The 21354-nt window shown below is 66.5% G+C and carries 24 protein-coding genes; 12 read left to right on the forward strand and 12 right to left on the reverse strand.

All coding sequences use genetic code 11. The annotated features are described in order from the left end of the window. Positions 1–8 precede the first annotated feature (8 nt). On the forward strand, positions 9–1784 hold the full coding sequence (gene aspS, locus ACRDNQ_RS09585) for an aspartate--tRNA ligase (RefSeq protein ID WP_431828427.1): 1776 nt from the start codon (positions 9–11) through the stop codon (positions 1782–1784). 337 nt (positions 1785–2121) lie between these two features. Continuing rightward, positions 2122–2835, forward strand: a complete 714-nt coding sequence (locus ACRDNQ_RS09590; protein WP_431828428.1) for a GNAT family N-acetyltransferase — start codon at positions 2122–2124, stop codon at positions 2833–2835. A gap of 3 nt (positions 2836–2838) precedes the next feature. On the opposite strand, the gene ACRDNQ_RS09595 is transcribed toward ACRDNQ_RS09590, so the two are convergent. Next, entirely contained in the window at positions 2839–3558 is a 720-nt protein-coding gene (locus ACRDNQ_RS09595; RefSeq protein WP_431828429.1) for a response regulator, read from the reverse strand. Positions 3559–3693: 135 nt separating this feature from the next. Between ACRDNQ_RS09595 and ACRDNQ_RS09600 the strand changes: the two genes are divergently transcribed. Next, positions 3694–4470 carry a creatininase family protein gene (locus ACRDNQ_RS09600; RefSeq protein ID WP_431828430.1) on the forward strand — a complete coding sequence of 259 codons (777 nt, stop codon included), beginning with the start codon at positions 3694–3696 and terminating at the stop codon, positions 4468–4470. On the opposite strand, the gene ACRDNQ_RS09605 is transcribed toward ACRDNQ_RS09600, so the two are convergent. From ACRDNQ_RS09605 to ACRDNQ_RS09635, 7 genes are all read right to left on the reverse strand, one after another. After that, positions 4467–5093: an NAD(P)H-dependent oxidoreductase gene (locus tag ACRDNQ_RS09605; RefSeq protein ID WP_431828431.1), complete on the reverse strand. Its 627-nt coding sequence runs from the start codon at positions 5091–5093 to the stop codon at positions 4467–4469. The genes ACRDNQ_RS09600 and ACRDNQ_RS09605 overlap by 4 nt on opposite strands. Next, on the reverse strand, positions 5093–5674 hold the full coding sequence (locus ACRDNQ_RS09610) for an NAD(P)H-dependent oxidoreductase (protein WP_431828432.1): 582 nt from the start codon (positions 5672–5674) through the stop codon (positions 5093–5095). Before ACRDNQ_RS09610 ends, ACRDNQ_RS09605 begins: the two co-directional genes overlap by 1 nt. Before the next feature lie 91 nt (positions 5675–5765). Continuing rightward, the gene (locus ACRDNQ_RS09615) at positions 5766–7166 is read right to left on the reverse strand and encodes an FAD-binding oxidoreductase (RefSeq protein WP_431828433.1); all 1401 of its coding nucleotides are present in this window, start codon (positions 7164–7166) and stop codon (positions 5766–5768) included. Beyond that, positions 7163–8437, reverse strand: coding sequence for a cytosine deaminase (locus ACRDNQ_RS09620; protein ID WP_431828434.1), 1275 nt, complete (start codon positions 8435–8437; stop codon positions 7163–7165). The genes ACRDNQ_RS09615 and ACRDNQ_RS09620 overlap by 4 nt, the downstream gene beginning before the upstream one ends. Further along, entirely contained in the window at positions 8434–9309 is an 876-nt protein-coding gene (locus tag ACRDNQ_RS09625) for an ABC transporter permease (RefSeq protein ID WP_431828435.1), read from the reverse strand. Before ACRDNQ_RS09625 ends, ACRDNQ_RS09620 begins: the two co-directional genes overlap by 4 nt. A 4-nt stretch (positions 9310–9313) precedes the next feature. After that, a complete protein-coding gene (locus ACRDNQ_RS09630) occupies positions 9314–10042 on the reverse strand; it encodes an ABC transporter ATP-binding protein (RefSeq protein ID WP_431829105.1) in 729 nt (242 codons plus the stop codon). 95 nt (positions 10043–10137) lie between these two features. Next, a complete protein-coding gene (locus ACRDNQ_RS09635; protein WP_431828436.1) occupies positions 10138–11151 on the reverse strand; it encodes an ABC transporter substrate-binding protein in 1014 nt (337 codons plus the stop codon). Between the two features lie 232 nt (positions 11152–11383). Here ACRDNQ_RS09635 and ACRDNQ_RS09640 point away from each other — a divergent pair, with 232 nt between their 5' ends. The 3 genes from ACRDNQ_RS09640 to trxC all read left to right on the forward strand — a co-directional run bounded on the left by ACRDNQ_RS09640 (position 11384) and on the right by trxC (position 13016). After that, positions 11384–11779: a RidA family protein gene (locus ACRDNQ_RS09640; protein ID WP_431828437.1), complete on the forward strand. Its 396-nt coding sequence runs from the start codon at positions 11384–11386 to the stop codon at positions 11777–11779. A 112-nt stretch (positions 11780–11891) separates the two neighbouring features. Then, positions 11892–12521: a ParA family partition ATPase gene (gene parA / locus ACRDNQ_RS09645; protein WP_431828438.1), complete on the forward strand. Its 630-nt coding sequence runs from the start codon at positions 11892–11894 to the stop codon at positions 12519–12521. A 63-nt stretch (positions 12522–12584) separates the two neighbouring features. Next, on the forward strand, positions 12585–13016 hold the full coding sequence (gene trxC / locus ACRDNQ_RS09650; protein WP_431828439.1) for a thioredoxin TrxC: 432 nt from the start codon (positions 12585–12587) through the stop codon (positions 13014–13016). 23 nt (positions 13017–13039) lie between these two features. Here trxC and ACRDNQ_RS09655 read toward each other — a convergent pair whose 3' ends face one another. After that, positions 13040–13246, reverse strand: coding sequence for a cold-shock protein (locus ACRDNQ_RS09655; protein ID WP_431828440.1), 207 nt, complete (start codon positions 13244–13246; stop codon positions 13040–13042). A 165-nt stretch (positions 13247–13411) separates the two neighbouring features. On the opposite strand from ACRDNQ_RS09655, the gene ACRDNQ_RS09660 reads away from it, so the two are divergent. The 3 genes from ACRDNQ_RS09660 (at position 13412) to ACRDNQ_RS09670 (ending at position 14382) form a co-directional block, all read left to right on the forward strand. Continuing rightward, positions 13412–13681, forward strand: a complete 270-nt coding sequence (locus ACRDNQ_RS09660) for a DUF167 domain-containing protein (protein ID WP_431828441.1) — start codon at positions 13412–13414, stop codon at positions 13679–13681. A 103-nt stretch (positions 13682–13784) separates the two neighbouring features. After that, on the forward strand, positions 13785–14072 hold the full coding sequence (locus ACRDNQ_RS09665; protein ID WP_431828442.1) for a sll1863 family stress response protein: 288 nt from the start codon (positions 13785–13787) through the stop codon (positions 14070–14072). 106 nt (positions 14073–14178) lie between these two features. Continuing rightward, on the forward strand, positions 14179–14382 hold the full coding sequence (locus ACRDNQ_RS09670; protein WP_431828443.1) for a YgaP family membrane protein: 204 nt from the start codon (positions 14179–14181) through the stop codon (positions 14380–14382). 214 nt (positions 14383–14596) lie between these two features. Here ACRDNQ_RS09670 and ettA read toward each other — a convergent pair whose 3' ends face one another. Next, positions 14597–16252, reverse strand: a complete 1656-nt coding sequence (gene ettA, locus ACRDNQ_RS09675) for an energy-dependent translational throttle protein EttA (protein WP_431828444.1) — start codon at positions 16250–16252, stop codon at positions 14597–14599. A gap of 135 nt (positions 16253–16387) precedes the next feature. Here ettA and ACRDNQ_RS09680 point away from each other — a divergent pair, with 135 nt between their 5' ends. After that, complete coding sequence (locus ACRDNQ_RS09680) at positions 16388–16636, forward strand: hypothetical protein (RefSeq protein WP_431828445.1); 249 nt, start codon at positions 16388–16390, stop codon at positions 16634–16636. Positions 16637–16643: 7 nt separating this feature from the next. On the opposite strand, the gene ACRDNQ_RS09685 is transcribed toward ACRDNQ_RS09680, so the two are convergent. Further along, a complete protein-coding gene (locus ACRDNQ_RS09685; RefSeq protein ID WP_431828446.1) occupies positions 16644–18494 on the reverse strand; it encodes an extracellular solute-binding protein in 1851 nt (616 codons plus the stop codon). Positions 18495–18626: 132 nt separating this feature from the next. On the opposite strand from ACRDNQ_RS09685, the gene ACRDNQ_RS09690 reads away from it, so the two are divergent. Next, positions 18627–19226, forward strand: coding sequence for a nicotinate-nucleotide adenylyltransferase (locus tag ACRDNQ_RS09690; RefSeq protein ID WP_431828447.1), 600 nt, complete (start codon positions 18627–18629; stop codon positions 19224–19226). A 93-nt stretch (positions 19227–19319) separates the two neighbouring features. After that, positions 19320–20825 (forward strand): D-alanyl-D-alanine carboxypeptidase/D-alanyl-D-alanine endopeptidase, encoded by a 1506-nt coding sequence (gene dacB / locus ACRDNQ_RS09695; protein WP_431828448.1) that lies wholly within the window; start codon positions 19320–19322, stop codon positions 20823–20825. Between the two features lie 54 nt (positions 20826–20879). Here the strand turns inward: dacB and ACRDNQ_RS09700 are convergent, their stop codons facing one another. Then, entirely contained in the window at positions 20880–21251 is a 372-nt protein-coding gene (locus tag ACRDNQ_RS09700; RefSeq protein WP_431829106.1) for a tellurite resistance TerB family protein, read from the reverse strand. Between the last annotated feature and the right edge of the window lie 103 nt (positions 21252–21354).

The following is a 21354-nucleotide window of genomic DNA, read 5'->3' on the forward strand; positions in this document are numbered from 1 at the left end:
CCCCAAGGATGCACGCCTATCGCAGCCACACCTGCGCCGAACTGAACACGTCGCATGTCGGCCAGACGGTCCGCCTGTCGGGCTGGGTCCACCGGGTGCGCGACCACGGCGGGATCCTTTTCATCGATCTGCGCGATCATTTCGGCGTCACACAGGTGCTGGCCGACCCCGACAGCCCGGCCTTCGCGGCGGTCGAGAAGGTGCGCAGCGAATGGTGCATCCGCATCGACGGAGAGGTGAAGGCCCGCGACGCCTCGCTCGTGAACCCCAAGATCCCGACCGGCGAGATCGAAGTCTTCGTCCGCGACCTCGAGGTTCTGGGCGCGGCGGAAGAACTGCCGCTGATGGTCTTCGGCGATCAGGACTATCCCGAAGAGACGCGGCTGCGGTATCGCTTCCTCGACCTGCGGCGCGAGAAGCTGCAGCGCAACATCACGCTTCGGTCGGACGTCATCGCCTCGATCCGGCGGCGGATGTGGGACAAGGGCTTCCGCGAATACCAGACGCCGATCATCACGGCGTCCTCGCCCGAAGGCGCGCGCGACTTCCTCGTGCCGTCGCGGCTGCATCCGGGCAAGTTCTATGCGCTGCCGCAGGCGCCGCAGATCTTCAAGCAGCTGATCATGGTCTCGGGCTTCGACCGCTATTTCCAGATCGCGCCCTGTTTCCGCGACGAAGACCCGCGCGCCGACCGCAGCCCGACCGACTTCTACCAGCTCGACATGGAGATGTCCTTCGTCCGCCAGCAGGACATCTTCGACACGGTGCAGCCGGTGATCCAGGGCATTTTCGAGGAATTCGGCAAGGGCCGGCCCGTCGACAAGGTCTGGCCGCACATCGCCTACGCGGACGCGCTGAAGTGGTATGGCACCGACAAGCCCGACCTGCGCAACCCGATCAAGATGCAGGACGTGTCCGAACATTTCCGTGGCTCGGGCTTCGCCATCTTCGCGAACCTGCTCGAGCACGAGGGCAACGAGATCCGGGCGATCCCCGCCCCCGGCGGCGGCAGCCGCAAGTTCTGCGACCGGATGAACGCCTATGCCCAAAGCCAGGGTCTTCCGGGCATGGGCTATATCTTCTGGCGCGACGGCGAGGACGGGATGGAGGCGGCTGGCCCACTGGCCAAGAACATCGGCCCCGAACGCACCGACGCGATCCGGCATCAGATGAAGCTCGGCAAGGGCGACGCGGTCTTCTTCCTGGGCGGCAAGCCCGAGGATTTCGAAGGCGTGGCGGGGCGCGCGCGCACCGTCATCGGCGAAGAGCTGGGACTGACGGACCACAACCGCTTCGCCTTCTGCTGGATCGTCGACTTCCCGATGTACGAAAAGGACGCCGAGACCGGCAGGATCGACTTCAGCCACAACCCCTTCTCGATGCCGCAGGGCGGGGTCGAGGCGCTTGCAGGTGATCCGCTGAAGGTACTGGGCTATCAGTACGATCTTGCCTGCAACGGCTACGAGCTGATCTCGGGCGCGATTCGCAACCACAAGCCCGAAATCATGTTCAAGGCCTTCGCCCTGGCCGGCTACGCCGTGGACGAGGTGCGCCGCCGGTTCCCCGGTCTCATCAACGCCTTCCGCTTCGGCGCGCCGCCGCATGGCGGCTGCGCGGCGGGGATCGACCGGATGGTGATGCTTCTGGCCGACGAGGCGAACATCCGCGAGGTCATCATGTTCCCGATGAACCAGCGCGCCGAGGACCTGATGATGGGCGCCCCATCCGAGCCCACGGCCGAGCAGCTGATGGACCTGAGCCTGCGGGTGGTGCCGCGCGACTGACGCGTCATCGGCCGAGCGGATCTTCCATTTCCGCCGAAAGTGCCGAATGACGACGATCGGGAATGCTTCGAACCCCCGAGGCTTCCCTTGCTTGGCCCGGTGCGGCGGACCCATGGGCTGGATATCTGCCCACGTCAGGCGCCCACCCGCCAGGATCGGGACACGCCGGCCCGACGTCACCTCGTCATGAACGAGATGGCAAACCGCGTGCACGATCCGCAGCCGGGTTTCTGCGGCGGCGACGGTCGCTGTCGATCGGCTTGTCACCGGGCCATCGGCCTTTTGGCTTGGCGTGCCTTGCGTCATGGGGCACGACTGGCGCGAAAGGACCCGACCCATGCACGACCCGAACCAGGCCCTTCCCGACTGGGCGCCGCCGCCGCGCCCGTCACGCGCGCCCATGACGGGCCGGTATGTGCGGCTCGACCCCCTCTCGACGGCTCATGCGGCCGACCTGCACCGCGCCAATGCGGAAAGCGACGCGATCTGGGAGTATCTGCCCTACGGCCCCTTTCCAGACGCGGCCGCTTATCGCGCCTGGGTCGAGACGGTCGCCGGCCGGGACGATCCCCTGTTCTTCGCGATCCGCAACCTTGAAACCGGACGGTGGTGTGGGGTGGCAAGCTGCCTTCGGATCACGCCAGAGGCAGGGACGATCGAGGTTGGGCACATCAACTTCGCCCCCGCACTGCAACGCACACGGGCCGCGACCGAAGCGATGTCGCTCATGATGGCCCGCGCCTTCGAGACGGGGTACCGGCGCTATGAATGGAAGTGCAACGCACGGAACCTCGGATCGCGCCGGGCGGCGCAGCGGCTGGGCTTCAGCTATGAAGGCGTCTTCCGTCAGGCGGCGGTCATCAAGGGGCGAAATCGCGACACTGCCTGGTTCGCGGCGATCGATGCGGAGTGGCCGCGCCTTCGGGCGGCGTTCGAAGCCTGGCTCGATCCCGCGAATTTCGACGGTGCGGGCCGGCAGCGAACGCCGCTGTCCGATCTGACGGCCCCGATCCTTGCCGCGCGCGATCCGGCGCTTCAGGCCGGCGCTTGAGACTTAAACCACGGCGCGTCGCCTGAGCCGGTCTTCGACAAGGCCCGTCAGTCGGCCGATCCGGACAGGGTCGCCCTCTCCGTCGCCGTCCCGGCCGGCAAAAGCCTCGGCCGCCGCCGCAAGTTCGGCATCCTCGGCCGACCGGGCGAGTCCGGCCAGAAAGCGCGAGGCATAACGCAGGGTGCCGGCGTCCTGCGCGCCCCCCAGGAGGTTGAGGATATGCTCAAGATCGTCGCGCAGCGCCAGCCGGTCGGGGCGTACGTGTTCGTCCGGCAGGGCGCGCAATCCGGTGGGGCGCGCCGCGTCCGGCAGGCGCGACAGCACCGCTTCCTGAAACTGCGCAAGCGAGGTGATCGGCTTGGCGAGAAACCCGTCCGCCCCCGCAGCCCGCGCCGCATCCACCAGAGAGACGTCCCCCGACGTTGCAAGGATGACCAGGGCCCGCGCGGAAGGGGCGGCAAGCTCGGCGATCAGGTCAAGTCCGGACCCATCCGGCAGGCCCAGGTCGACGATGACCACCGACGGATGGTAGGCGCGCAGGTGGCGGCCGGCAGCCCGCAGACTGTCGGCCCTTCGGATACGCGCGCCCGAACGCAGGCACAGAAGCCGCATCGCTTCCGACGCGAAGCGGCTGTCTTCGACCAGAAGGATGGTATGGCCCATCAGCGGCCGTTCGGCCGTAGGCCGCGCGTTGTGCAGGAAATCGGCAATCGAGTCGGGCATGCGTCACCTCTGCGTCGGTTCGCAGCGATTAGGGCAGCGATTACCTAAGCACTGGTAAACGCCGCTGGCGAAAGGTCCTGTCGCATGCTGGAAATCGGGCTAAGCTGATGCCAACCCGAACAGATCGAGTGCCCCATGACCCCTGCCCGTTTCTGGCGCGACATGCCCTCTTCCGCCTTCGGTGACCACACCAAGGACTGGATCGCCGTTCTTCCCGTGGCCGCGATCGAACAGCACGGCCCGCACCTGCCGGTAGGCGTCGACGCCATCGTCGCCGAAGGCCTAGTCGCACGCGTCGCCGCCGCCCTGCCCCCCGACCTGCCGGTCACGTTCCTGCCGGTCGAGGAGGTCTGCAAGTCGAACGAGCATATCGCCTTCCCGGGGACGCTGACGGTTGACTGGGACGTGGTGATCCGCACCTGGGTGCAAATCGGCGAAAGCGTCGCGCGGGCCGGGGTCAGGACGCTGGTCATCGTCACCAGCCACGGCGGCAATGTGCCGCCGATGGAGATCGCCGCGCGAGAGTTGCGCCAAAGGCTGGGCATGCGCGCGGTCACCACGGCCTGGGGCCGGCTGGGAAGCGCCGCGCCGAAGCCGCAGGGCCTTGTCATCGACATCCATGCGGGGCAGGCGGAGACCTCGTGGATGCTGGCCCTGCGTCCCGATCTGGTGGACATGGCGAAAGCCCGGGATTTCCGCAGCGCGCAGGAACAGGTCGTCGATGCCAGCGGGCGGCTTGGCTATCACATGATGGCGGCGAACATGGCCTGGCTGTCGCAGGACCTCAATCCCGCGGGGGCGGTCGGAAACGCCGCCGCGGCGACGGCCGAGGCCGGCGAGGCCGACATAGCTGCTATGGTCGAGGGGTTCGTCGCGCTGATGCGCGATCTTGCCCGCCTGCCGCCGCCCTAGGCGGTTGCTGTCGCCCGCGCCGGCAGACGCCCGATCAGCTTGTCCATCTGACGCGCGACCTTGGCGAGGTGCTTCGTGCGGCTTTCCGGGGTCGAGCTGTCCATGAGGTAATGCGCCGCGAAGGCCGTGCGCTTGCCCTTCGCGCACAGAAGGCCCACGCCGCGCAGAAGGGTGCGCCGGCCGGGCGCGCCGACAAGCCGCGTCAGCCACCAGCTTGCGCCACAGGTGGTGAACACGCCAAGGCGGGTGATATGCGTGAGGCCGGGCCCGATCGTCTCGCCCGGGCCCTTGGGCATCAGGAAGGCAAGACCCGGCACCATGACCCGGTCAAGCCAGCCCTTCAGCATCGCCGGCAGGCCGTACCACCAGGTCGGATAGACGAAGATCAGCGTATCGCACCACTTCAGATCCGCGCAGTCCTGTCGCAGGGCCAGCTGGTTTGCGGCCTCGTCTTCGTAGATTTCGAGATCGTGGGCCGTCAGACGCGGATCGAAGCCGCGTGCGTAAAGGTCCGTCAGCCGCACCTCGGCCCCAGCCGCGTGCAGCTTTTCAAGAACGACGTCACGCACGGCGGCGGTGAAGCTTGTCTCGCGCGGATGGCAATAGACGATAAGCGCGCGCATCAGAACCTCTCCATCTCGCGCCCGACCTGGTCGAGGAAGGCCACGCGTTTCGCATCGCTGGCGCGGTTCATGTCGTAAAGGGCAAGATAGCGCATCCGCTCTGGCCGGCAGACGTGCCAGACGGCCCGGGTGACCGACCTGCGCGGCGGATCGCCCGCCATCATCGCGCGCAGGCGCGTTCCCCCGTAGGTCGTCACCGCCGCAAGCTTGCGGATGTGGGTGAGGTTCGGCTTCACCTTGCCGTCCTCGAGCCGGAAGGACACGCCCGGCAGGAAGACCCGGTCGAGGAACCCCTTGAGGATCGCGGGATAGCCGAAATTCCAGACCGGGAAGACCAGGATCAGCGCCTCTGCGGCCCGCAGGCGGTCGACGTAGCCGGCGACCGGGGCGACATTCGCGCCCACATCGTGATAGCGGCGCCGTTCGTCCGTGGTCAGCACGGGCGAGAATCCTTCGGCGTTCAGATCGCAATCGTCCACCTGCCAGCCGCGGCGCGACAGCGTTTCGACCACCCTGCCATGAAGGGCTGCCGAAAAGCTTTCGGGGCAGGGGTGCGCGAAAAGGACCAGCGCCCGGGTCATGCACGCCACCGCGTGTCCGTCGAGCCGGACCCATCACCGGGGGGCTCGGCGCAGCCGAGCGGGGGCAAACAGCCCGCTCTGGCCGCGTCCGTCATTCCGCCGTCTTCAGTCCGGGCCAGGCATACATCCGGTCGTAACCCCAGTCTGGATCGTCCCAGGCGATCATCTTGCCCGGGTTCAGCAGGCCTTTGGGATCGGCCTCGCGCTTGAAGGCCAGCTGGCGGTCGTCCACCGTCTGCCGGCCGCCCTCTTCCAGCGTATAGCGGTGAGGGTTGAAGATCATCGCGCCGGCGGCCTCGTGCAGGTGAATGATTTCGTCCAGGCGTTCCTCGGTCGTGAACTTCACCAGAGAGAGGCCCGCGAACATGACCTTGCCGCCTTCGCGCATCACCTCCAGGTGCTGGAGCACCTCGGGCGAGAAGTCGTTGCGGATCCGCTCGACAAGTTCCAGATGTCGCGGGAAGGCATAGCGCACCTGAAGGTAGGTGATCGAGGGGTCGACCTTCAGGGCCCTTAGTGTGGTGTGGTTCCATCCGTATTCGAAGACAGGCCCCGGCCCGCGCGCCCAGTCGTTGTCGTCGGATCGATAGACCATCCGCGCGTCGGGCCGGCGGGCCATGAAGGTCAGGAAACCATCCATCGAATGAGGAGCGACCATGAGGCCCACAAGATGCGTTCCCTCGGTCACATGGGGCTTCACGCGCTGGAAATAGTCGAAGGCCGTCGGTGCCTCGAAGACGCTGGCAAGCTTGATCAGGATGCCGTCCTCGTTCGCGACGCCCTCGGCAAATCGGGCTGCCTTCATGAAGTCGTCGAAACCCACGAACATCTCGACCCAGTCATAGGCCGGGGCCAGCGGCATCTCGACCTCGGTGATGATCCCGTTCGTGCCGTAGGCGTGGCTGACGCGGGCCAACTCTTCGCCCCGGAACTCGAGGATGCGGGGCTCGGCCTCCATCGTCACGACGCGCAGCCGGATAATGTTGCCCAGGTCGCGCAACGCGCCCCAGGTGCAGGATCCGACCCCGCCCGAGCCACCGGCGATGAAACCGCCGATCGTGGCCGTGGCCCAAGTCGACGAGAACATCCGCAACTCCTGCCCCGACTGTGCCTTGCAGGCTGCGTCGAGGTCCTTGAGCAGGACGCCCGGTTCGCAGATCACCCGGCCGGGATGGACCTCCTTCACGCGGTCGAGGTGCTTGAGGTGCATCACGCAGCCCCCGGCAAGTGGCATGGCCTGACCATAGTTCCCCGTGCCTGCGCCGCGTGTCGTGACCGGCACGTCGTGGGCATGGCAGACCTTCAGCACCTCGATCACCTCGGCTTCGGTGCGCGGTCGGACGACGAAATCGGCCACGACGTGGTCGAGCCGGGCTTTCAGCACAGGCGAGTACCAGAAGAAATCGCGCGAATTCGCGCGGATCGCGGCATCGTTTCCTTCGATGTCAAGGTGGGACAGGGCGGCCTTGGCCGCGGCGACGTTGGCGTTCATCCGATCCTCATCAGGTCGTCAAGTTCAGCATGGTCGGGAAGGGTGCGGTCAATGGCACGGCCGCCACGCAGCACAATCCGGTCGGCCTGCGGCCGGGCGAAGAGTTCGGTCCAGCCGCGGGCCTTGCAGATCACCAGATCGGCGGGCGCGCCGGGCGCCAGTGATGGCGCCTCGAACCCGCAGGCAGCGGCGGGCGTGGTCAGGAAGGCGCGCGTCCAGTCGCTGTCGGAATGGTCAAGGTGGCCGATGCGCGTCGCCTCGCGCATCACCTCGATCATGTCCATGTCGCCGTAGGCGTAGAACGGATCGCGCGTGTTGTCCGAGGCGAACGACACGGGAATGCCGCGTGCCTTCATCTCGTGCACAAGCGTGATGCCCCGCCGGCGCGGCGTGCGACCCGGCGCGCGGTCCTGAAGGTAAAGGTTGCACATCGGCAGGCTGACCACGTTCAGCCCCGCCTTCGCCACGAGGTCGAGTGTGTCCATCGCCCGCGCCTCGTCCTGCGCCGAAAGCGAACAGCAGTGACCGACCGTGACCCGGGCCGCGAACCCGGTCTCGAGCACCGTCTCGGCGATCAGGCGCAGGGTCTCGGCGTCCGGGTCCATCGTTTCGTCGACGTGGAAGTCGGCCTGAAGGCCCCGGTCGGCCGCAAGCCGGAAGAAGGCGCGCAGGCGCTGGGCGAGGTCGGGCATGGGATAAGTCACCATGCCCAGCACTCCGCCCGGCGTCGCCGCCACGATGTTGGCCGTGTTCAGGAAGGCGCCGTCGGCGTCGAAGCTGTCGCAACCGATCAGGCAGGCCGCCTGAAGCGCGATGCGGCCTTTCCAGTCTTCGGCCACCTCGCGGAAGACAGGGAAGCTGATCCCGTCCTGCGGCGGGATCGCATCAAGGTGCGTGCGGATCGCGCGGGTGCCGTGGGCGAAGGCACAGCGCAGGCTGAAGTCCATCCGGCGCCGGACATCCTCGGCGGTCCAGTGCGCGGCACGATCCTCGCCCACCGTGGTCAGGGCGCCCATGAAGGTGCCATCGGGGTTCGGGGCGCGGCCCCAGATATGCCCCTTGTCGAGATGCGTGTGCATGTCGACGAAGCAGGGAAAGACCATCGCCCCCTTCATGTCGACCTCGACCCCGGCCGGCGGGGCGAGCTTTCCCGCGACGATGCCGAGGTCCGCGCGGACGAGGTCGGCCGTTTCGCCCAGAAAGAAGCCGGGCACGGTGACGTTGGCCAGCGTGAAGGGCGCGGCGGGAAGGGTGCGGAAGTTCATGGTCATTCCCGTCTGATCGCGCTTTCGTGCCACTTGTGCAGAAGCAGCCAGCTGACCCAGGACAGCACGAGGTAGATCGCGACCCCCGTGAGGATCACCAGCAGAAGTGCCGCGAACATCCGCGGCACGTTCAGTCGGTAACTCGATTCCAGGATGCGGAAGGCAAGCCCCGCCGCCTGCCCGCCCGAGCCCATAGTGAACTCGGCCACGACCGCCCCGATCAGCGACAGGCCTCCGGCGATACGCAAGCCGCCCAGGAAGTAGGGCAGGGACGAGGGCAGTTGCAGGAATCGCAGCCGCTGCCAGCGGCTGGCGTGGTAGATCGTCATCAGGTCGCGCAGGTTGTGGTCGGACGATTTCAGCCCAAGCGCCGTGTTGGACAACACCGGAAAGAACGCGACGATCCAGGCGATGAAGAGCACCCGCGCGATGTGGCTGTCGATGTAGATGAAGATCAGCGGCGCGATCGCGATGATGGGGGTCACCTGCAGCACGACCATGTAGGGAAACAGGCTCATCTCGACGAGGCGGGACTGGGTGAACAGGATCGCCAGTCCGCCGCCGCCGATGATGGCAAGCAGAAGCGCAAGCACCGTCACGCGCACGGTCGTCCACCAGCTTCCGGCCAGCGACGGGAAGTCGGCGATCAGCGTCTCGATCACCAGAAGGGGGCTGGGAAGCTGGTAATGCGGGATTTCCCGCGCGACGACATACCACTGCCATGTCCCGATGAGGGCGACGAAAAGGAAAAGGGGCAAAGCCCAGCGACCGATCCGCTCAAGCCGGGCGGCGCGCAGGCGCGCGTCCTCTTCGCGGTCGATGACACGGGCGGCCATGTCGTCCCCGCGAAGCTGTTCGGCGCTGTCGGTCGCGGTCATGGGGTCATCCTTCGTGGGCGACGCCGTCCATCGCTATCGCCAGCGCGTCCGAGGCTTCGCGGCAATGGGCGACGTATTCCGTCGATGTGCGGAACTCTTCGGTCCGGGGATAGGGTTCGTCGACGCCAAGTTCGCGGATCACCCGTCCGGGACGCGCCGCCATGATGACGATCCGATCGGACAGGAAGACGCTTTCGAACACGGAATGCGTCACGAAGATCACCGTGCAATGCAGCTTGTCGCGCATGGCGAGCAGATCGTTGTTGAGCTTGAAGCGCGTGATCTCGTCAAGCGCGGCGAAGGGCTCGTCCATCAGGATCAGGCGGGGATGGGTGACAAGCGCGCGCGCGATCGAGACGCGCATCTTCATGCCCCCCGAAAGCTCGCGCGGGTAGGCGTCTTCGAAACCGGTCAGTCCGACCGTCGCCAGTGCCTCTTCGATGTCGGGACGAACATCCTTCCGGGTCTTTCCCTTCAGGCGCAGCGGCAGCCAGACGTTGTCGGCCACCGTCGACCACGGCATCAGCGTCGGTTCCTGGAAAACCACGCCCAGCGTGTCGCGCGCCGTGGTGTCCGCCCAGCGAACCCGGCCGCGGGTGGGCTGCATAAGCCCCGCGATCAGGCGAAGCACCGTCGACTTGCCGCACCCCGAGGGGCCGAGAAGCGAAATGAAGTCTCCCTGCCTGACCTCGAGCGACATGTCGCGCAGGGCGATCGTGCTCTGGCCAAACATCTTGTCGACGTGATCAAGCGACAGGAGCACCTGCCGGGAGGCGCGCGCAGTTCCCGCGGCGGCGACCGCCGCGGGAGAGGGTGCACCTTGTGCCGTCACTGGCCAAGCGCCGCCTTCACTTCGAGCGAGGCACCGCTGTTGGCGAAGTCGAGCGTGTACGCCTGCTTGTAGTCGAGGTCGGCGGGCAGCACGCCCACGTCGACCATCTTGGTGAAGAAGTCTTCCATGCGCGCGTCCGTCATCGCGCCGATGCCCATGGTCAGGGCATCGCCCGAGTCGACGATGCCGTACTGCTTCATCGTCTCGATCGAGAAGGCGAGCTTGTCGTCGCTCATGTCCGGGTTGTCTTCCTTGATCTTCGCCAGAGCGGCGGCGTTGTCGCCATAAAGGAAGTTCGCCCAGCCGATGGCCGAGCCATCGACGAAGCATTTCACCACTTCGGGGTTGGCTTCGATGTAGTCGCGCATGCCGACGATCGTGGTCGAGTATGCCGTGTAGCCATTGTCGGCCAGCACCCAGACGTCCGGCTTGAAGCCGCCTTCCTGTTCGACGGCAAAGGGTTCGGACGTGACATAGCCCTGCTGTGCCGCGCGGGCGTTGGCGATGAAGGGCGCCGGGTTGAAGGTGTACGGGACACGCTTTGCCGGATCCCAGCCGTTCGCCTTCTCGAAGAACTTGAAGTAGGTGACGAAACCCTCGTCCCCGATGATCAACTGGTCGAGCGTCGAAATCTCGTCGAAGGACGAGATCGCGCCCGGATGTGTCATCAGGATCTGCGGCTCTTTCTGGAAGCTCGCGGCAACGATCAGCATCGGCACGCCTTCGTTGACCGCGCTCAGCGGGCCAAGTGTGCCGCCCATGTAGAACTGGATCCGTCCGGCGATGAGCTGCGCCGAGTTGTTGACCTGCGGGCCGCCGGGAAGGATCGTAACGTCAAGCCCGCAGGCCTCGTAGGTTCCGTCGACGACGGCCTGGTAGTACCCGCCGTGTTCGGCCTGGGCGACCCAGTGGGTGCCGAAGGTCACTTCGGTCAACTCCTGCGCGCTTGCTGCCGAAGAAATCGCCACGGCGGCCGCAGCCGTCGAGAGCTTCAGGTATTTGGAAGACATCCTAACCTCCGTTGGTGATCTGGTCTTAACTTCGGCTTGCCGCTGGCGAAGGAAAGGGGTCGCCCCGTCGTGCCGCGCGCCGGGTTTCATTTCGCCTATTGCTTAGACGGTTCCGCTCGATTCGCACATCTTTTGGTCGCCCGCCATTTGGGGCGCCTCTTGTGGCGATTGACCCGAGTCGGAGGATGCGGCCTCATGCGCGCGACCGTCAGCCTGCCAGCCGGAGATCGCCATGCACGAACTCACCCCAGCCGGGATTGCGCCTCCCTTCGCGCGATACGCACACGGGGTCATCGTGCCGGACGGGTATCGCCTGATCCTGACGTCCGGACAACTGGGCCTTGCCGCTGACGGGTCGGTGCCCGAGGACGTCGGCGCCCAGGCGCGGATCTGTTTCGCCAACATCGACGCCATCCTTGGCACGGGGGGCGCGGGCCGCGGGGACGTGGTGCGCATCAACGCCTTCGTCACCGACCGCGCCTTCATGCCTGACTACATGGCCGAGCGGGACGCCTGGCTGGCGGATGTCGGCAGGCTTCCCGCCTCGACCCTGGTGATCGTCTCGGGCTTCACCCGCCCGGAATTCAAGGTCGAGATCGAGGTGACGGCGGCCGTTCCGCCGCGCTGACCGCGCCGCCCGTGGCCGACCGGGCGGCGGGGTGGCCGGAGCGACCCCACGGCGCTTGCGACTCTGCGCTCCGCCCGCTATGCTGCGGTGCAGCAAAGTCGTGGAGGCGCCGATGCCGGGGAAAGTCATCACGGTCGCCCAGCAGAAGGGCGGATCGGGCAAGACGACGATCGCCGCCAACCTTGCGGTCGCCCTGGCCCGGTCGGGATACAGCGTCGCTCTTCTTGACACCGATCCGCAAGGCTCGCTCGGGCGCTGGTTCATGACCCGGCGCGAGCGCGGGGACCCAGGTCTCGAGTTCGCCACCGCAAGCGCCTGGGGCGTCAGCTATGAATGCGACAAGCTTCGGAAACTGTACGATTTCATCATCGTGGACACGCCGCCGAAGGTCGACGCCGACCTGCGCCCCGCGCTGCGCGAAAGCGATCTTGTCCTCGTTCCGGTCGCAGCCAGCCAGGTCGACGTCTGGGCGACCGAGTCGGTTCTTGACCTTGCCCGGCGCGAGAACCGCCCCGCGATGGTCGTCCTGAACCGTGCCAAGGCAGGGACGCGGGTTCTGGAGGAGGTAATCGCATCGGTTGCCGCCATGGAGATTCTGCAGGCGCATACAGTCCTTGGTCACCGCGTGGCCTATGCCGAGACCCTTGGCCAGGGGCGCGGCGTCCTTGAACATGGGAAGGGCGCCTGGACAGCCGAGGTCGAAGGACTGGCGGCTGAGATCGTGGCCGCGCTGCGCGCCTGAGCCACTTGGCGCAAGCCCTCGCCCACATTATATTCCTAAAAAGATATATTAGGAGGGGTGGCGATGGCCGCGCTCAAGCTGACCTGTCTCGACTGTGGGCAGGTGAACCGGGTCCCCGGTGAGAAGATCGCCGACAGCCCGAAATGCGGGACCTGCGGCGCGACGCTGATCGATGGAAAGCCGCACGAGGTGGATCTTGCGACGCTCGAGAAGGCGGCGCGGACCGACGATCTGCCGCTGGTTGTCGATTTCTGGGCGCCGTGGTGCGGGCCCTGCCGGATGATGGCGCCACACTTTGCGCAGGCCGCGGGTCAACTTCGCGGGCGGGCGCGTCTGGTGAAGCTGAACACCGAAGCGAATCCGCAGGCTGGCGGAAAGTACGGGATCAGGGGGATTCCGATGCTCGCGGCCTTCAAGGGCGGGCGAGAGACAGCGCGTCAGGCAGGGGCCATGCCGGCGCCACAGATCGTGGATTGGGTGAACCGGGCGGTCTAGGCCGCCCGGTCCCGGTCGATCGCTCAGGCGAGGGCGAGGTTGGTCGCCGACTCGCGGCCATCACGGCCGGCTTCGATGTCGAAGGTCACGGCCTGGCCGTCCTTCAGTTCGCGCAGACCCGCACGCTCGAGCGCGGTGATGTGCACGAAAACGTCACGCTTGCCGCCTTCGGGGGCGATGAAGCCGAAGCCTTTGGTGGTGTTGAACCATTTCACGGTGCCTTTGGCCATCCGTAAGTCTCCTTCTGGTGTCGCTGCCCGCGGTGTGCGGCAGCCCGGCCTGTCAGTCTGTGATCGATGGACTGAAGCCGTGTTAGGGAGACAGTGGTCGATAGAGAGTAACGTAGCGCGTCGGATATGATGGAATCGGGGCCAAAAGTCAAGGTTCCGGGGCAGATGGAGGGACGGGTGACACCGCGCGGGGGACTTTCCCATCTGGTCGTGCCGGGGCGCGAAATCACCGTGCGCGTCACTCCCGGAGCCGCGCGGACGACCGTTGAAGAAGTCCCCGCCGGTCTTCGGGTGCGGGTGACAGCGCCACCCGAGGCCGGCAAGGCGAACGCCGCGGTGCGCGAGGCGCTGGCCCGCGCGCTGGGCATCGCCAAGGGCCGGCTGACGCTGGTCCGGGGCGGGACGAGCCGGATCAAGGTCTGGCGGGTCGACTGACCGGTCTGGTGCGCATCCGGCCCTGATCCCGCCTTGACCCCCGTCAATGCAGCGCGCGTGTCCCGGGTGCAGCGTTGCCGCGGATTTGAACGGAGGACCGACGATGACCGATCGGCAAGCCTATATCGACAAGGCGAAGGCGCGGCTTGACCAGTGGGAGGCCGAAATCGACAAGCTGAAGGCAAAGCTTGAAGAGGCCGGGGCCGACGCGAAGATCGAGTACGCCGAACAGCTCAAGAAGCTGGGCGCGCAACGCGAGGAGGCGAAGGAAAGGCTTCACAAGCTGCGCGACAGCGGTGACGAGACCTGGGACGACGTCAGGGAAGGCCTCGAGACGGCGTGGGAACGTGTCGAGAAGGCCTGGAAGGACGCGAAGTCGAAGATCGGGTAGGCCTTCGGCCGATCTGATCCTGGTCAAGGCGCGGAACCCGATTCTCGTATTCCACTTCAGGAATGTTTCATGCCCCGACACCCGGGGCCAGGGAAGGAGACCCGAAATGACCCTTGATCGTGCCGTTCTTGCCTTCGCCGGCGTCATGGTGCTGCTGAGCGTCGTGCTGACCGTCTATGTCTCGCCGGTGTGGATGTGGTTCACTGTCTTCATCGGGCTGAACCTGCTCCAGTCCGCCTTCACCGGCTTCTGTCCGGCGGCGACGGTGTTCCGGTGGCTGGGGGTGAAGGCGGGGACGGCGTTCGGGTGAGGGAAGTTGCATCCGGCGACCAAAACACAGGGCAGGGTGGGGTCCACCCACCATCTCCGGTAATGTCTACGGAGGCAAACAATACCCTAACGGGCAAGTCCAGCGTTTCCCGCATCCCAAAAAGTCGACCTACCCAGACTACCACGCTGACGGTATCCAAACGAAGCATCCCTCACTCCAAGCGGCCTATGCCTTGGCAGCCTGGAGTTCCCCCTCACCTCACGAACTTCTTGTACTTGATCCGCTTCGGCTCGACCGCGTCGGGGCCCAGGCGGCGCTTCTTGTCTTCCTCGTAGTCCTCGAAGTTGCCTTCGAACCATTCGACATGCGCTTCGCCCTCGAAGGCGAGGATGTGGGTGCAGATCCGGTCGAGGAAGAAGCGGTCGTGGCTGATGACCACGGCGCAGCCGGCAAAATCGACAAGTGCGTCTTCCAGCGCGCGCAGGGTCTCGACGTCGAGATCGTTGGTCGGTTCGTCAAGCAGCAGCACGTTTCCGCCCGACTTCAGAAGCTTGGCCATGTGGACGCGGTTGCGTTCGCCGCCCGACAGAAGTCCCACCTTCTTCTGCTGGTCGCCGCCCTTGAAGTTGAACGCGCCGCAATAGGCGCGACTGTTGATCTCGGCATCGCCCAGCTTGATGAGTTCGGCCCCGCCCGAGATTTCCTCCCACACCGTCTTGCCGGCGTCGAGCGCGTCGCGCGACTGGTCGACGTAGGACAGCTTGACCGTATCGCCGAACTCGACGCTGCCGTCGTCGGGCGTCTCTTGCCCGGTCAGCATGCGGAACAGCGTCGTCTTGCCGGCGCCGTTCGGACCGATGACGCCGACGATGGCGCCGGGGGGGATGGCGAAGGACAGATCCTCGATCAGCAGCTTGTCGCCCATGGCCTTCTTCAGGCCTTCGACCTCGATCACCTTGCCGCCAAGGCGCGGGCCGTTCGGGATGACGATCTGCGCGCGGCCGACCTTCTCGCGCTCGGACTGCTCGGCCAGTTCGTTGTAGCGGTCGATCCGCGCCTTCTGCTTGGACTGGCGGGCCTTGGCGCCCTGCCGGATCCAGTCAAGCTCGCGCTCGAGAGTCTTCTGGCGGGCCTTGTCCTCGCGCGCTTCCTGTTCAAGGCGCTTGGCCTTCTGCTCAAGCCACCTGGAATAGTTGCCCTCGTAGGGAATGCCCCGACCGCGGTCGAGTTCCAGGATCCATCCGGTGATGTCGTCGAGGAAGTAGCGGTCGTGGGTGACGATCAGGATCGTGCCCTTGTAGTCGATCAGGTGCTGCTGGAGCCAGGCGATGGTTTCGGCGTCAAGGTGGTTGGTCGGTTCGTCCAGAAGCAGCATGTCGGGCGCTTCGAGCAGAAGCTTGCACAGCGCCACGCGGCGCTTCTCGCCGCCCGAGAGGCTGTCGACCGAGGCGTCGTCGGGCGGGCACCGCAGCGCCTCCATCGCGACGTCGACCTGGCTGTCGAGATCCCACAGGTTCTGGCTGTCGATCACGTCCTGAAGCTGCGCCATCTCTTCGGCCGTCTCGTCCGAATAGTTCATGGCAAGCTCGTTGTAACGCTCGAGGATGGCGCGCTTGGCGGCAACGCCTTCCATCACGTTGCCGCGCACGTCGAGCGCGGGGTCGAGATCCGGCTCCTGGGGAAGGTAGCCCACGCGCGCGCCCTCGGCCGCCCAGGCTTCGCCCGAAAAGTCCTTGTCGATGCCGGCCATGATGCGCAAGAGCGTCGACTTGCCCGCGCCGTTCACGCCCACGACGCCGATCTTCACACCGGGAAGGAAGTTCAGGCGGATGTTCTCGAAACACTTCTTGCCGCCCGGGTAGGTCTTCGAGACGCCGTCCATGTGATAGACGTACTGGTAGCTGGCCATCGGTCGCGTGCCCCTGATGTCGGAAATCCGCCTTCACATAGCCAAGGGGCGGGGCAAGGGCAATGCGGGCGTTCCTCCGGGCTTGTGCCGGCGCCCGCGAATGATCACCTGTGGCCGGCACGCGCGGGGAAACCGATGACCGAGACCTGGAAAGAGAAGGGCGAACGCACCTACCGCACCTGGATGCGGTGGATACGGACGAACGTCAGGCCCGGGTTGCGCAGCCTGCTGGGCGTGCTTCTGATCGTCGGCGGCATCTTCGGGTTTCTGCCCGTTCTGGGCTTCTGGATGGTGCCGCTGGGGGTCGCGGTCATCCTGCTGGATGTGCGGGTGTTCCGGCGTTGGCGCCGGCGCAAGCTGAACGGGCGGGGGACTGCGGACTGACGCTGCCCTAGCGCAGCGCGCCGGCCGCCTGAAGCGCGTCGTATTTCGCCTTGTCCCACCACCAGTAGTCCGTTCCCCGGTCATAGGGTGGTTTCGTTTCGGGGCGGCCGAAGACATCCCAGTAGGCCAGCCAGTGCGTGCCCTTGTACCAGTTCGGCACCCAGATCCTGCGGTCGCGCAGCACGCGATCAAGGGCGCGGACGCGGGTTTCGAGCGTCGCGCGGTCGCTGGCCAGGACCACCTCTTCGATGATCTCGTCGATCACCGGATCCGCGAGTCCCGAAAGATTGAAGGTTCCCGGAGCATTGGCGCTGTCCGACCCGAAAAGCTCGCGCAGTTCGATCGAGGGCGACAGCGGCAGGACGAAGCGCCCCGAGACGATATCATAGTCGAAGTCTTCCTGCCGCTGTTCGTACTGGGCGAAGTCGACAAGGGTGTGGACCGCGTCGACCCCGATGGCGCGCAGGTTTTCGACATAAGGCAGGATGATCCGCTCGAAGGTGGGGCTTGCGTTCAGGAATTCCACCCGCAGGGCCTGCCCCGAGGCGTCGCGGCGCATCCCGTCGTCGCCCACTTCCCAACCGGCCGCATCCAGAAGGGCGCCCGCGCGCCGGGCCATGGCGCGGTCAAGGGCATTGGGCGCGCTGACCGGGGGCGTAAAGGCCGGCCCGGAGAACACGGTTTCGGGCAGGCGGTCGCGCCAGCGTTCGAGGAAGACTAACTCGTCGCCCTCGAGCGGGCCGGACGCCTGCAGGACCGAGTTTTCCCAGAAGCTGTCGGTGCGTTCGTAGAGGCCGGCGAACAGCGTCTGGTTCGACCATTCGAAGTTGAACATCATCCCAAGCGCCTCGCGCACGCGGGCGTCTTCGAACTGCGGACGACGCAGGTTGAACCAGAAGCCCTGCGCGCCCGACGGGCGGTCGTCGGGGATGGTCTCGCGGATCACCCAGCCGCTCGCGAGGGCGGGAAAATCATAGCCCGTCGCCCACTGGGCCGAGAAATTCTCTTCATGGAACAGGTACGCGCCTGCCTTGAGCGCCTCGAAGGACGCGGTGTTGTCGGCGAAATATTCATAGCGGATGCAGTCGAAGTTGTTCTTGCCGATGTTCACCGGAAGATTGGCGCCCCAGTAGTCGGGGTTGAGGCAGTAGGTGATGGTGCGGCCGGCGGTGAGGTCGCGCACGATGTAAGGGCCCGAGCCCAGGGGCGGAACCAGGGTCGAGGACTCGAAGTCGGTCGTCTGGTAGTAATGCGCCGGAAGAATCTCGTACTGGCCCACCGTGGCGATGAGGTCGCGCGTCGCGGCGCCCTCGGCGAAGTCGAAGCGGACTTCGCGCTCGGACAGCGCGGTGACCAAGGCGACGTCCCTGAGGTCAAGCTGATAGCGTGGCGCACCCTTTTCCTTGAGCGTCTCGAAAGTGAAGACGACGTCGTCTGCCGTCACGGCCGTGCCATCAGCGAAAGCGGCGCCCTCGCGCAGGGTGAAGACCACCCAGGACCGGTCCTCGGGGTATTCCAGCCGTTCGGCGAGAAGGCCATAGACCGCGTCGGGTTCGTCGTAGGCGCGGGCCAGAAGCGTGTCGTAAAGCCGGGTCAGACCCTGCGCAGGTTCGCCCTGAAGGATGAAGGCGTTGAGGCTGTCGAAGGTCTGGGACGCGCCGGTGCCGCGAAAGCTCATGATTCCGCCCTTGGGCGCCGCGGGGTTGACGTAGTCGAAGTGCGGGAAGTCCGCGGGATACTTCAACTCGCCGAAGGTCGAGATGCCATGGCTGACAGTGGTCTGCGCCGGCGCCGGATGGGCGGTGGCAAGGATCAAGGCGGCCGAAAGAGCGAAGGTCAGGCGGGCGGCGGCGATCATCGGCGTCTCCGTGCGGGTTCGAGGCAAACCTAGCACGGGTCCCCGGCGTGGGAAGATGCCTTGCGCGGGCGGCAACGATTGACAGCCCGGCCGCGCCGTCCGACAAGCCCTTGACAGGAAAGGGAGGCGCCCATGACGGCGGGGTTTCCGCCGGCGCGGCCGGGCATGTGCATCGGACTTCTGGGCGGCTCGTTCGATCCGCCCCATGCCGGGCATGTCCACATCACCCACGAGGCGCTGAAGCGCTTCGGCCTTGATGCGGTCTGGTGGCTGGTCAGTCCGGGCAATCCGCTCAAGCCGCGGGGACCGGCGCCGCTGGAGCGGCGGATGGCGGCCACGCGCGCGATCATGCAGCACCCCGGGGTCGTGGTGACCGACATCGAGGCGCGGCTGGGAACGCGCTATACCGCCGGGACGCTTGCGGCCGTTCTTCCGCGCTATCCGGGTGTGCGCTTCGTCTGGCTGATGGGCGCGGACAATCTGGCCGGCTTCCACCACTGGGAGAGGTGGGACTGGATCATGGAGCATGTGCCCGTGGGTGTGATGGCGCGACCGGGTCAGGGACTGCCGGCCTGCCTGTCGCCGGCGGCGATCAGGTACCGCCGCTGGCGGCTGCCCATGCGCGAGGCCGCGCGCCTGTGCCTTGCGCCTCCACCAGCCTGGTGTTTCGTGAACCTGCCGATGGTCGACATCTCGTCGACCGAGATCCGCGCCCGCGGCGACTGGACCTGACGGCGCGGCTTCCGGGCGACATCGGGCGGGCACTTCGCAGTTGTGAACAGGTCGCGCTTGCCGGGAGATGCGCGTCGTGGCTTTACTTTCGCAATGACGCACAGCGTATCGCGACGGGCCGTTCTGGGTGGTCTTCTTGCAGGGGCTGTCGCGGGGCCGGCGCTTGCGTCGGCGCCGCTTGCCTCGCTTCGGCCGTTGCCGCGCGGCACTCTGCCGCCGCCGCCCGCGCCGCCTGCCGCCGATGCCATCATCGCCGCGGCCCGTCTGGGCGGGCAGGTCAGCTTCGCGATGGCCGATCTTGACGACGGTCGAATGATCGAGGTCCGCGACCCGTTTCTGGCGCAGCCGCCCGCGAGCGTGGCGAAGACGCTGACGGCGCTTTACGCGCTGGACATCCTTGGGCCGGACTTCCGCTTTCCGACGCGCGTCATCGCCACCGGTCCGATCCTGAACGGCCGGGTCGAGGGCGACCTTGTTCTGGCAGGCGGCGGCGATCCCACGCTGGACACCGATGGTCTGGGCGATCTGGCCGCTGCGATGAAGGCCGCCGGCGTGCGCGAGGTGGCGGGGCACTTCCGCATCTGGGGCGGGGCGCTGCCCTTTCTGCCGGGGATCGACGCCGACCAGCCTCCGCATGTGGGATACAACCCTGCGATCGGCGGGTTGAACCTCAACTACAACCGCGTGCACTTCGAATGGAAGCGCGGTGCGAACGGCTATGACGTGTCGATGGAGGCGCGGGCCGAGCGTTTCAGCCCCAGGGTCCAGATCGCGCGCATGTCGATCGGGGCCGAACAGGGTCCGGTCTATCTTTACCGACAGGAAGACGGGATCGATCGCTGGAGCGTGGCGCGCAAGGCACTGGGCGACGGCGGGTCGCGCTGGTTGCCTGTGCGGCGCCCCGAGGCCTATGCCGGAGAGGTCTTCCAAAGCCTTTCGCGATCCTACGGGATCGAGCTCAAGCCGGGCGGGCCGCTGACAACCGCGCCTGAGGGCACCGTCGTGGCCGAGCGGCACAGCGACGACCTGCGCACGCTCATGCGCGACATGCTGAGGTGGTCGACGAACCTGACGGCCGAGGCTTCGGGCCTCATGGCGTCGCAGGCGATCGGGCCGCAGCCGGGCGATCTTGCCGCCTCGGCGGCGCGGATGAATGCCTGGGCCGGGGCGCGCTTCGGGGCCGAGCGCGCGGCCCTGATCGACCATTCCGGACTTGGCTATGGATCGGCCATCTCTGCGGCGGACATGGTACGGGTTCTGTCGGCGGCCGAGCGCGACATGGGTCTGAGCGCGATCCTGCGGGACTTCCCCGTCTCCGGCGCCGACGGCGACCGCGGCCCGATCGCCGGGCTGGAGGTGTCGGCGAAGACCGGAACCCTGAACTTCGTGAGTGCCCTTGCCGGCTTTGCCCGCACGGAAGCAGGAGCGGGAGCACGTCGCGGCATGGCCTTCGCGATCTTCACCGCGGACACGGCGCGGCGCGACGCGGTGCCGATCGAGCAACGCGAACAGGCGGAAGGCGCCCGCGAATGGGCGCGCCGATCGCGGCGACTGCAGCAGGATCTGATCCTGCGCTGGGCGGACCTTCAGGGGGCCTGAGACAGGGCGAGGGACAGGGTCAGAGACTGGGCCAGAGACAGGGCCCGGACGGCGTCAGAGCCGCAAGTGCCGCGCCCGGGCGCCGCGTTCGATGGCGGCGGCATGCAGGCGGTCGATGGAAAGCTCGTATCGCATTTCCTCAAGCAGGCGCAGTTCGGTCTCGCGAATTGTGCCGTCGGCGGCGGCGATGTCGCAGGCCATCGCGTAGGCCGTCTCCCACAGCCGATTGGGCAGGTTCTCGCGAACAAGTCCGAACAGGGCGTCAAGACCTTCTTCCTCGGCGAAGAGGTCGGCCACCGTCTGCGCGATCACGCGGATGCGGTCGACGTCGTAAGACGCGAAGACGGGCAGGTGGTTCACCGTACGCTCGATCGCGACAAGTTCGGAGGTGCGGATCTGCTCGTCCGACAGGGAGACGGCGATCATGATCGCGACGAGGCAGTCCTCGGGCGTAAGTGAGTGGGGAAGATCGGGCACGGGGGCATCCTTGGGTGTGACGGTCCGAGAATATTGACGGGGGGGGCACCGT

This window comes from Saliniferula longa (assembly GCF_050789285.1).
Taxonomy (GTDB): Bacteria; Pseudomonadota; Alphaproteobacteria; order Rhodobacterales; family Rhodobacteraceae; genus CAVPWP01.

Excerpts from the sequence above, each read along its gene's own strand:
- aspS (WP_431828427.1), top strand. The coding sequence starts at position 9 with ATGCACGCCTATCGCAGCCACACCTGCGCCGAACTGAACACGTCGCAT.
- ACRDNQ_RS09590 (WP_431828428.1), top strand. The coding sequence starts at position 2,122 with ATGCACGACCCGAACCAGGCCCTTCCCGACTGGGCGCCGCCGCCGCGC.
- ACRDNQ_RS09595 (WP_431828429.1), bottom strand. The coding sequence starts at position 3,558 with ATGCCCGACTCGATTGCCGATTTCCTGCACAACGCGCGGCCTACGGCC.
- ACRDNQ_RS09600 (WP_431828430.1), top strand. The coding sequence starts at position 3,694 with ATGACCCCTGCCCGTTTCTGGCGCGACATGCCCTCTTCCGCCTTCGGT.
- ACRDNQ_RS09605 (WP_431828431.1), bottom strand. The coding sequence starts at position 5,093 with ATGCGCGCGCTTATCGTCTATTGCCATCCGCGCGAGACAAGCTTCACC.
- ACRDNQ_RS09610 (WP_431828432.1), bottom strand. The coding sequence starts at position 5,674 with ATGACCCGGGCGCTGGTCCTTTTCGCGCACCCCTGCCCCGAAAGCTTT.
- ACRDNQ_RS09615 (WP_431828433.1), bottom strand. The coding sequence starts at position 7,166 with ATGAACGCCAACGTCGCCGCGGCCAAGGCCGCCCTGTCCCACCTTGAC.
- ACRDNQ_RS09620 (WP_431828434.1), bottom strand. The coding sequence starts at position 8,437 with ATGACCATGAACTTCCGCACCCTTCCCGCCGCGCCCTTCACGCTGGCC.
- ACRDNQ_RS09625 (WP_431828435.1), bottom strand. The coding sequence starts at position 9,309 with ATGACCGCGACCGACAGCGCCGAACAGCTTCGCGGGGACGACATGGCC.
- ACRDNQ_RS09630 (WP_431829105.1), bottom strand. The coding sequence starts at position 10,042 with ATGTTTGGCCAGAGCACGATCGCCCTGCGCGACATGTCGCTCGAGGTC.
- ACRDNQ_RS09635 (WP_431828436.1), bottom strand. The coding sequence starts at position 11,151 with ATGTCTTCCAAATACCTGAAGCTCTCGACGGCTGCGGCCGCCGTGGCG.
- ACRDNQ_RS09640 (WP_431828437.1), top strand. The coding sequence starts at position 11,384 with ATGCACGAACTCACCCCAGCCGGGATTGCGCCTCCCTTCGCGCGATAC.
- parA (WP_431828438.1), top strand. The coding sequence starts at position 11,892 with ATGCCGGGGAAAGTCATCACGGTCGCCCAGCAGAAGGGCGGATCGGGC.
- trxC (WP_431828439.1), top strand. The coding sequence starts at position 12,585 with ATGGCCGCGCTCAAGCTGACCTGTCTCGACTGTGGGCAGGTGAACCGG.
- ACRDNQ_RS09655 (WP_431828440.1), bottom strand. The coding sequence starts at position 13,246 with ATGGCCAAAGGCACCGTGAAATGGTTCAACACCACCAAAGGCTTCGGC.
- ACRDNQ_RS09660 (WP_431828441.1), top strand. The coding sequence starts at position 13,412 with ATGGAGGGACGGGTGACACCGCGCGGGGGACTTTCCCATCTGGTCGTG.
- ACRDNQ_RS09665 (WP_431828442.1), top strand. The coding sequence starts at position 13,785 with ATGACCGATCGGCAAGCCTATATCGACAAGGCGAAGGCGCGGCTTGAC.
- ACRDNQ_RS09670 (WP_431828443.1), top strand. The coding sequence starts at position 14,179 with ATGACCCTTGATCGTGCCGTTCTTGCCTTCGCCGGCGTCATGGTGCTG.
- ettA (WP_431828444.1), bottom strand. The coding sequence starts at position 16,252 with ATGGCCAGCTACCAGTACGTCTATCACATGGACGGCGTCTCGAAGACC.
- ACRDNQ_RS09680 (WP_431828445.1), top strand. The coding sequence starts at position 16,388 with ATGACCGAGACCTGGAAAGAGAAGGGCGAACGCACCTACCGCACCTGG.
- ACRDNQ_RS09685 (WP_431828446.1), bottom strand. The coding sequence starts at position 18,494 with ATGATCGCCGCCGCCCGCCTGACCTTCGCTCTTTCGGCCGCCTTGATC.
- ACRDNQ_RS09690 (WP_431828447.1), top strand. The coding sequence starts at position 18,627 with ATGACGGCGGGGTTTCCGCCGGCGCGGCCGGGCATGTGCATCGGACTT.
- dacB (WP_431828448.1), top strand. The coding sequence starts at position 19,320 with ATGACGCACAGCGTATCGCGACGGGCCGTTCTGGGTGGTCTTCTTGCA.
- ACRDNQ_RS09700 (WP_431829106.1), bottom strand. The coding sequence starts at position 21,251 with ATGATCGCCGTCTCCCTGTCGGACGAGCAGATCCGCACCTCCGAACTT.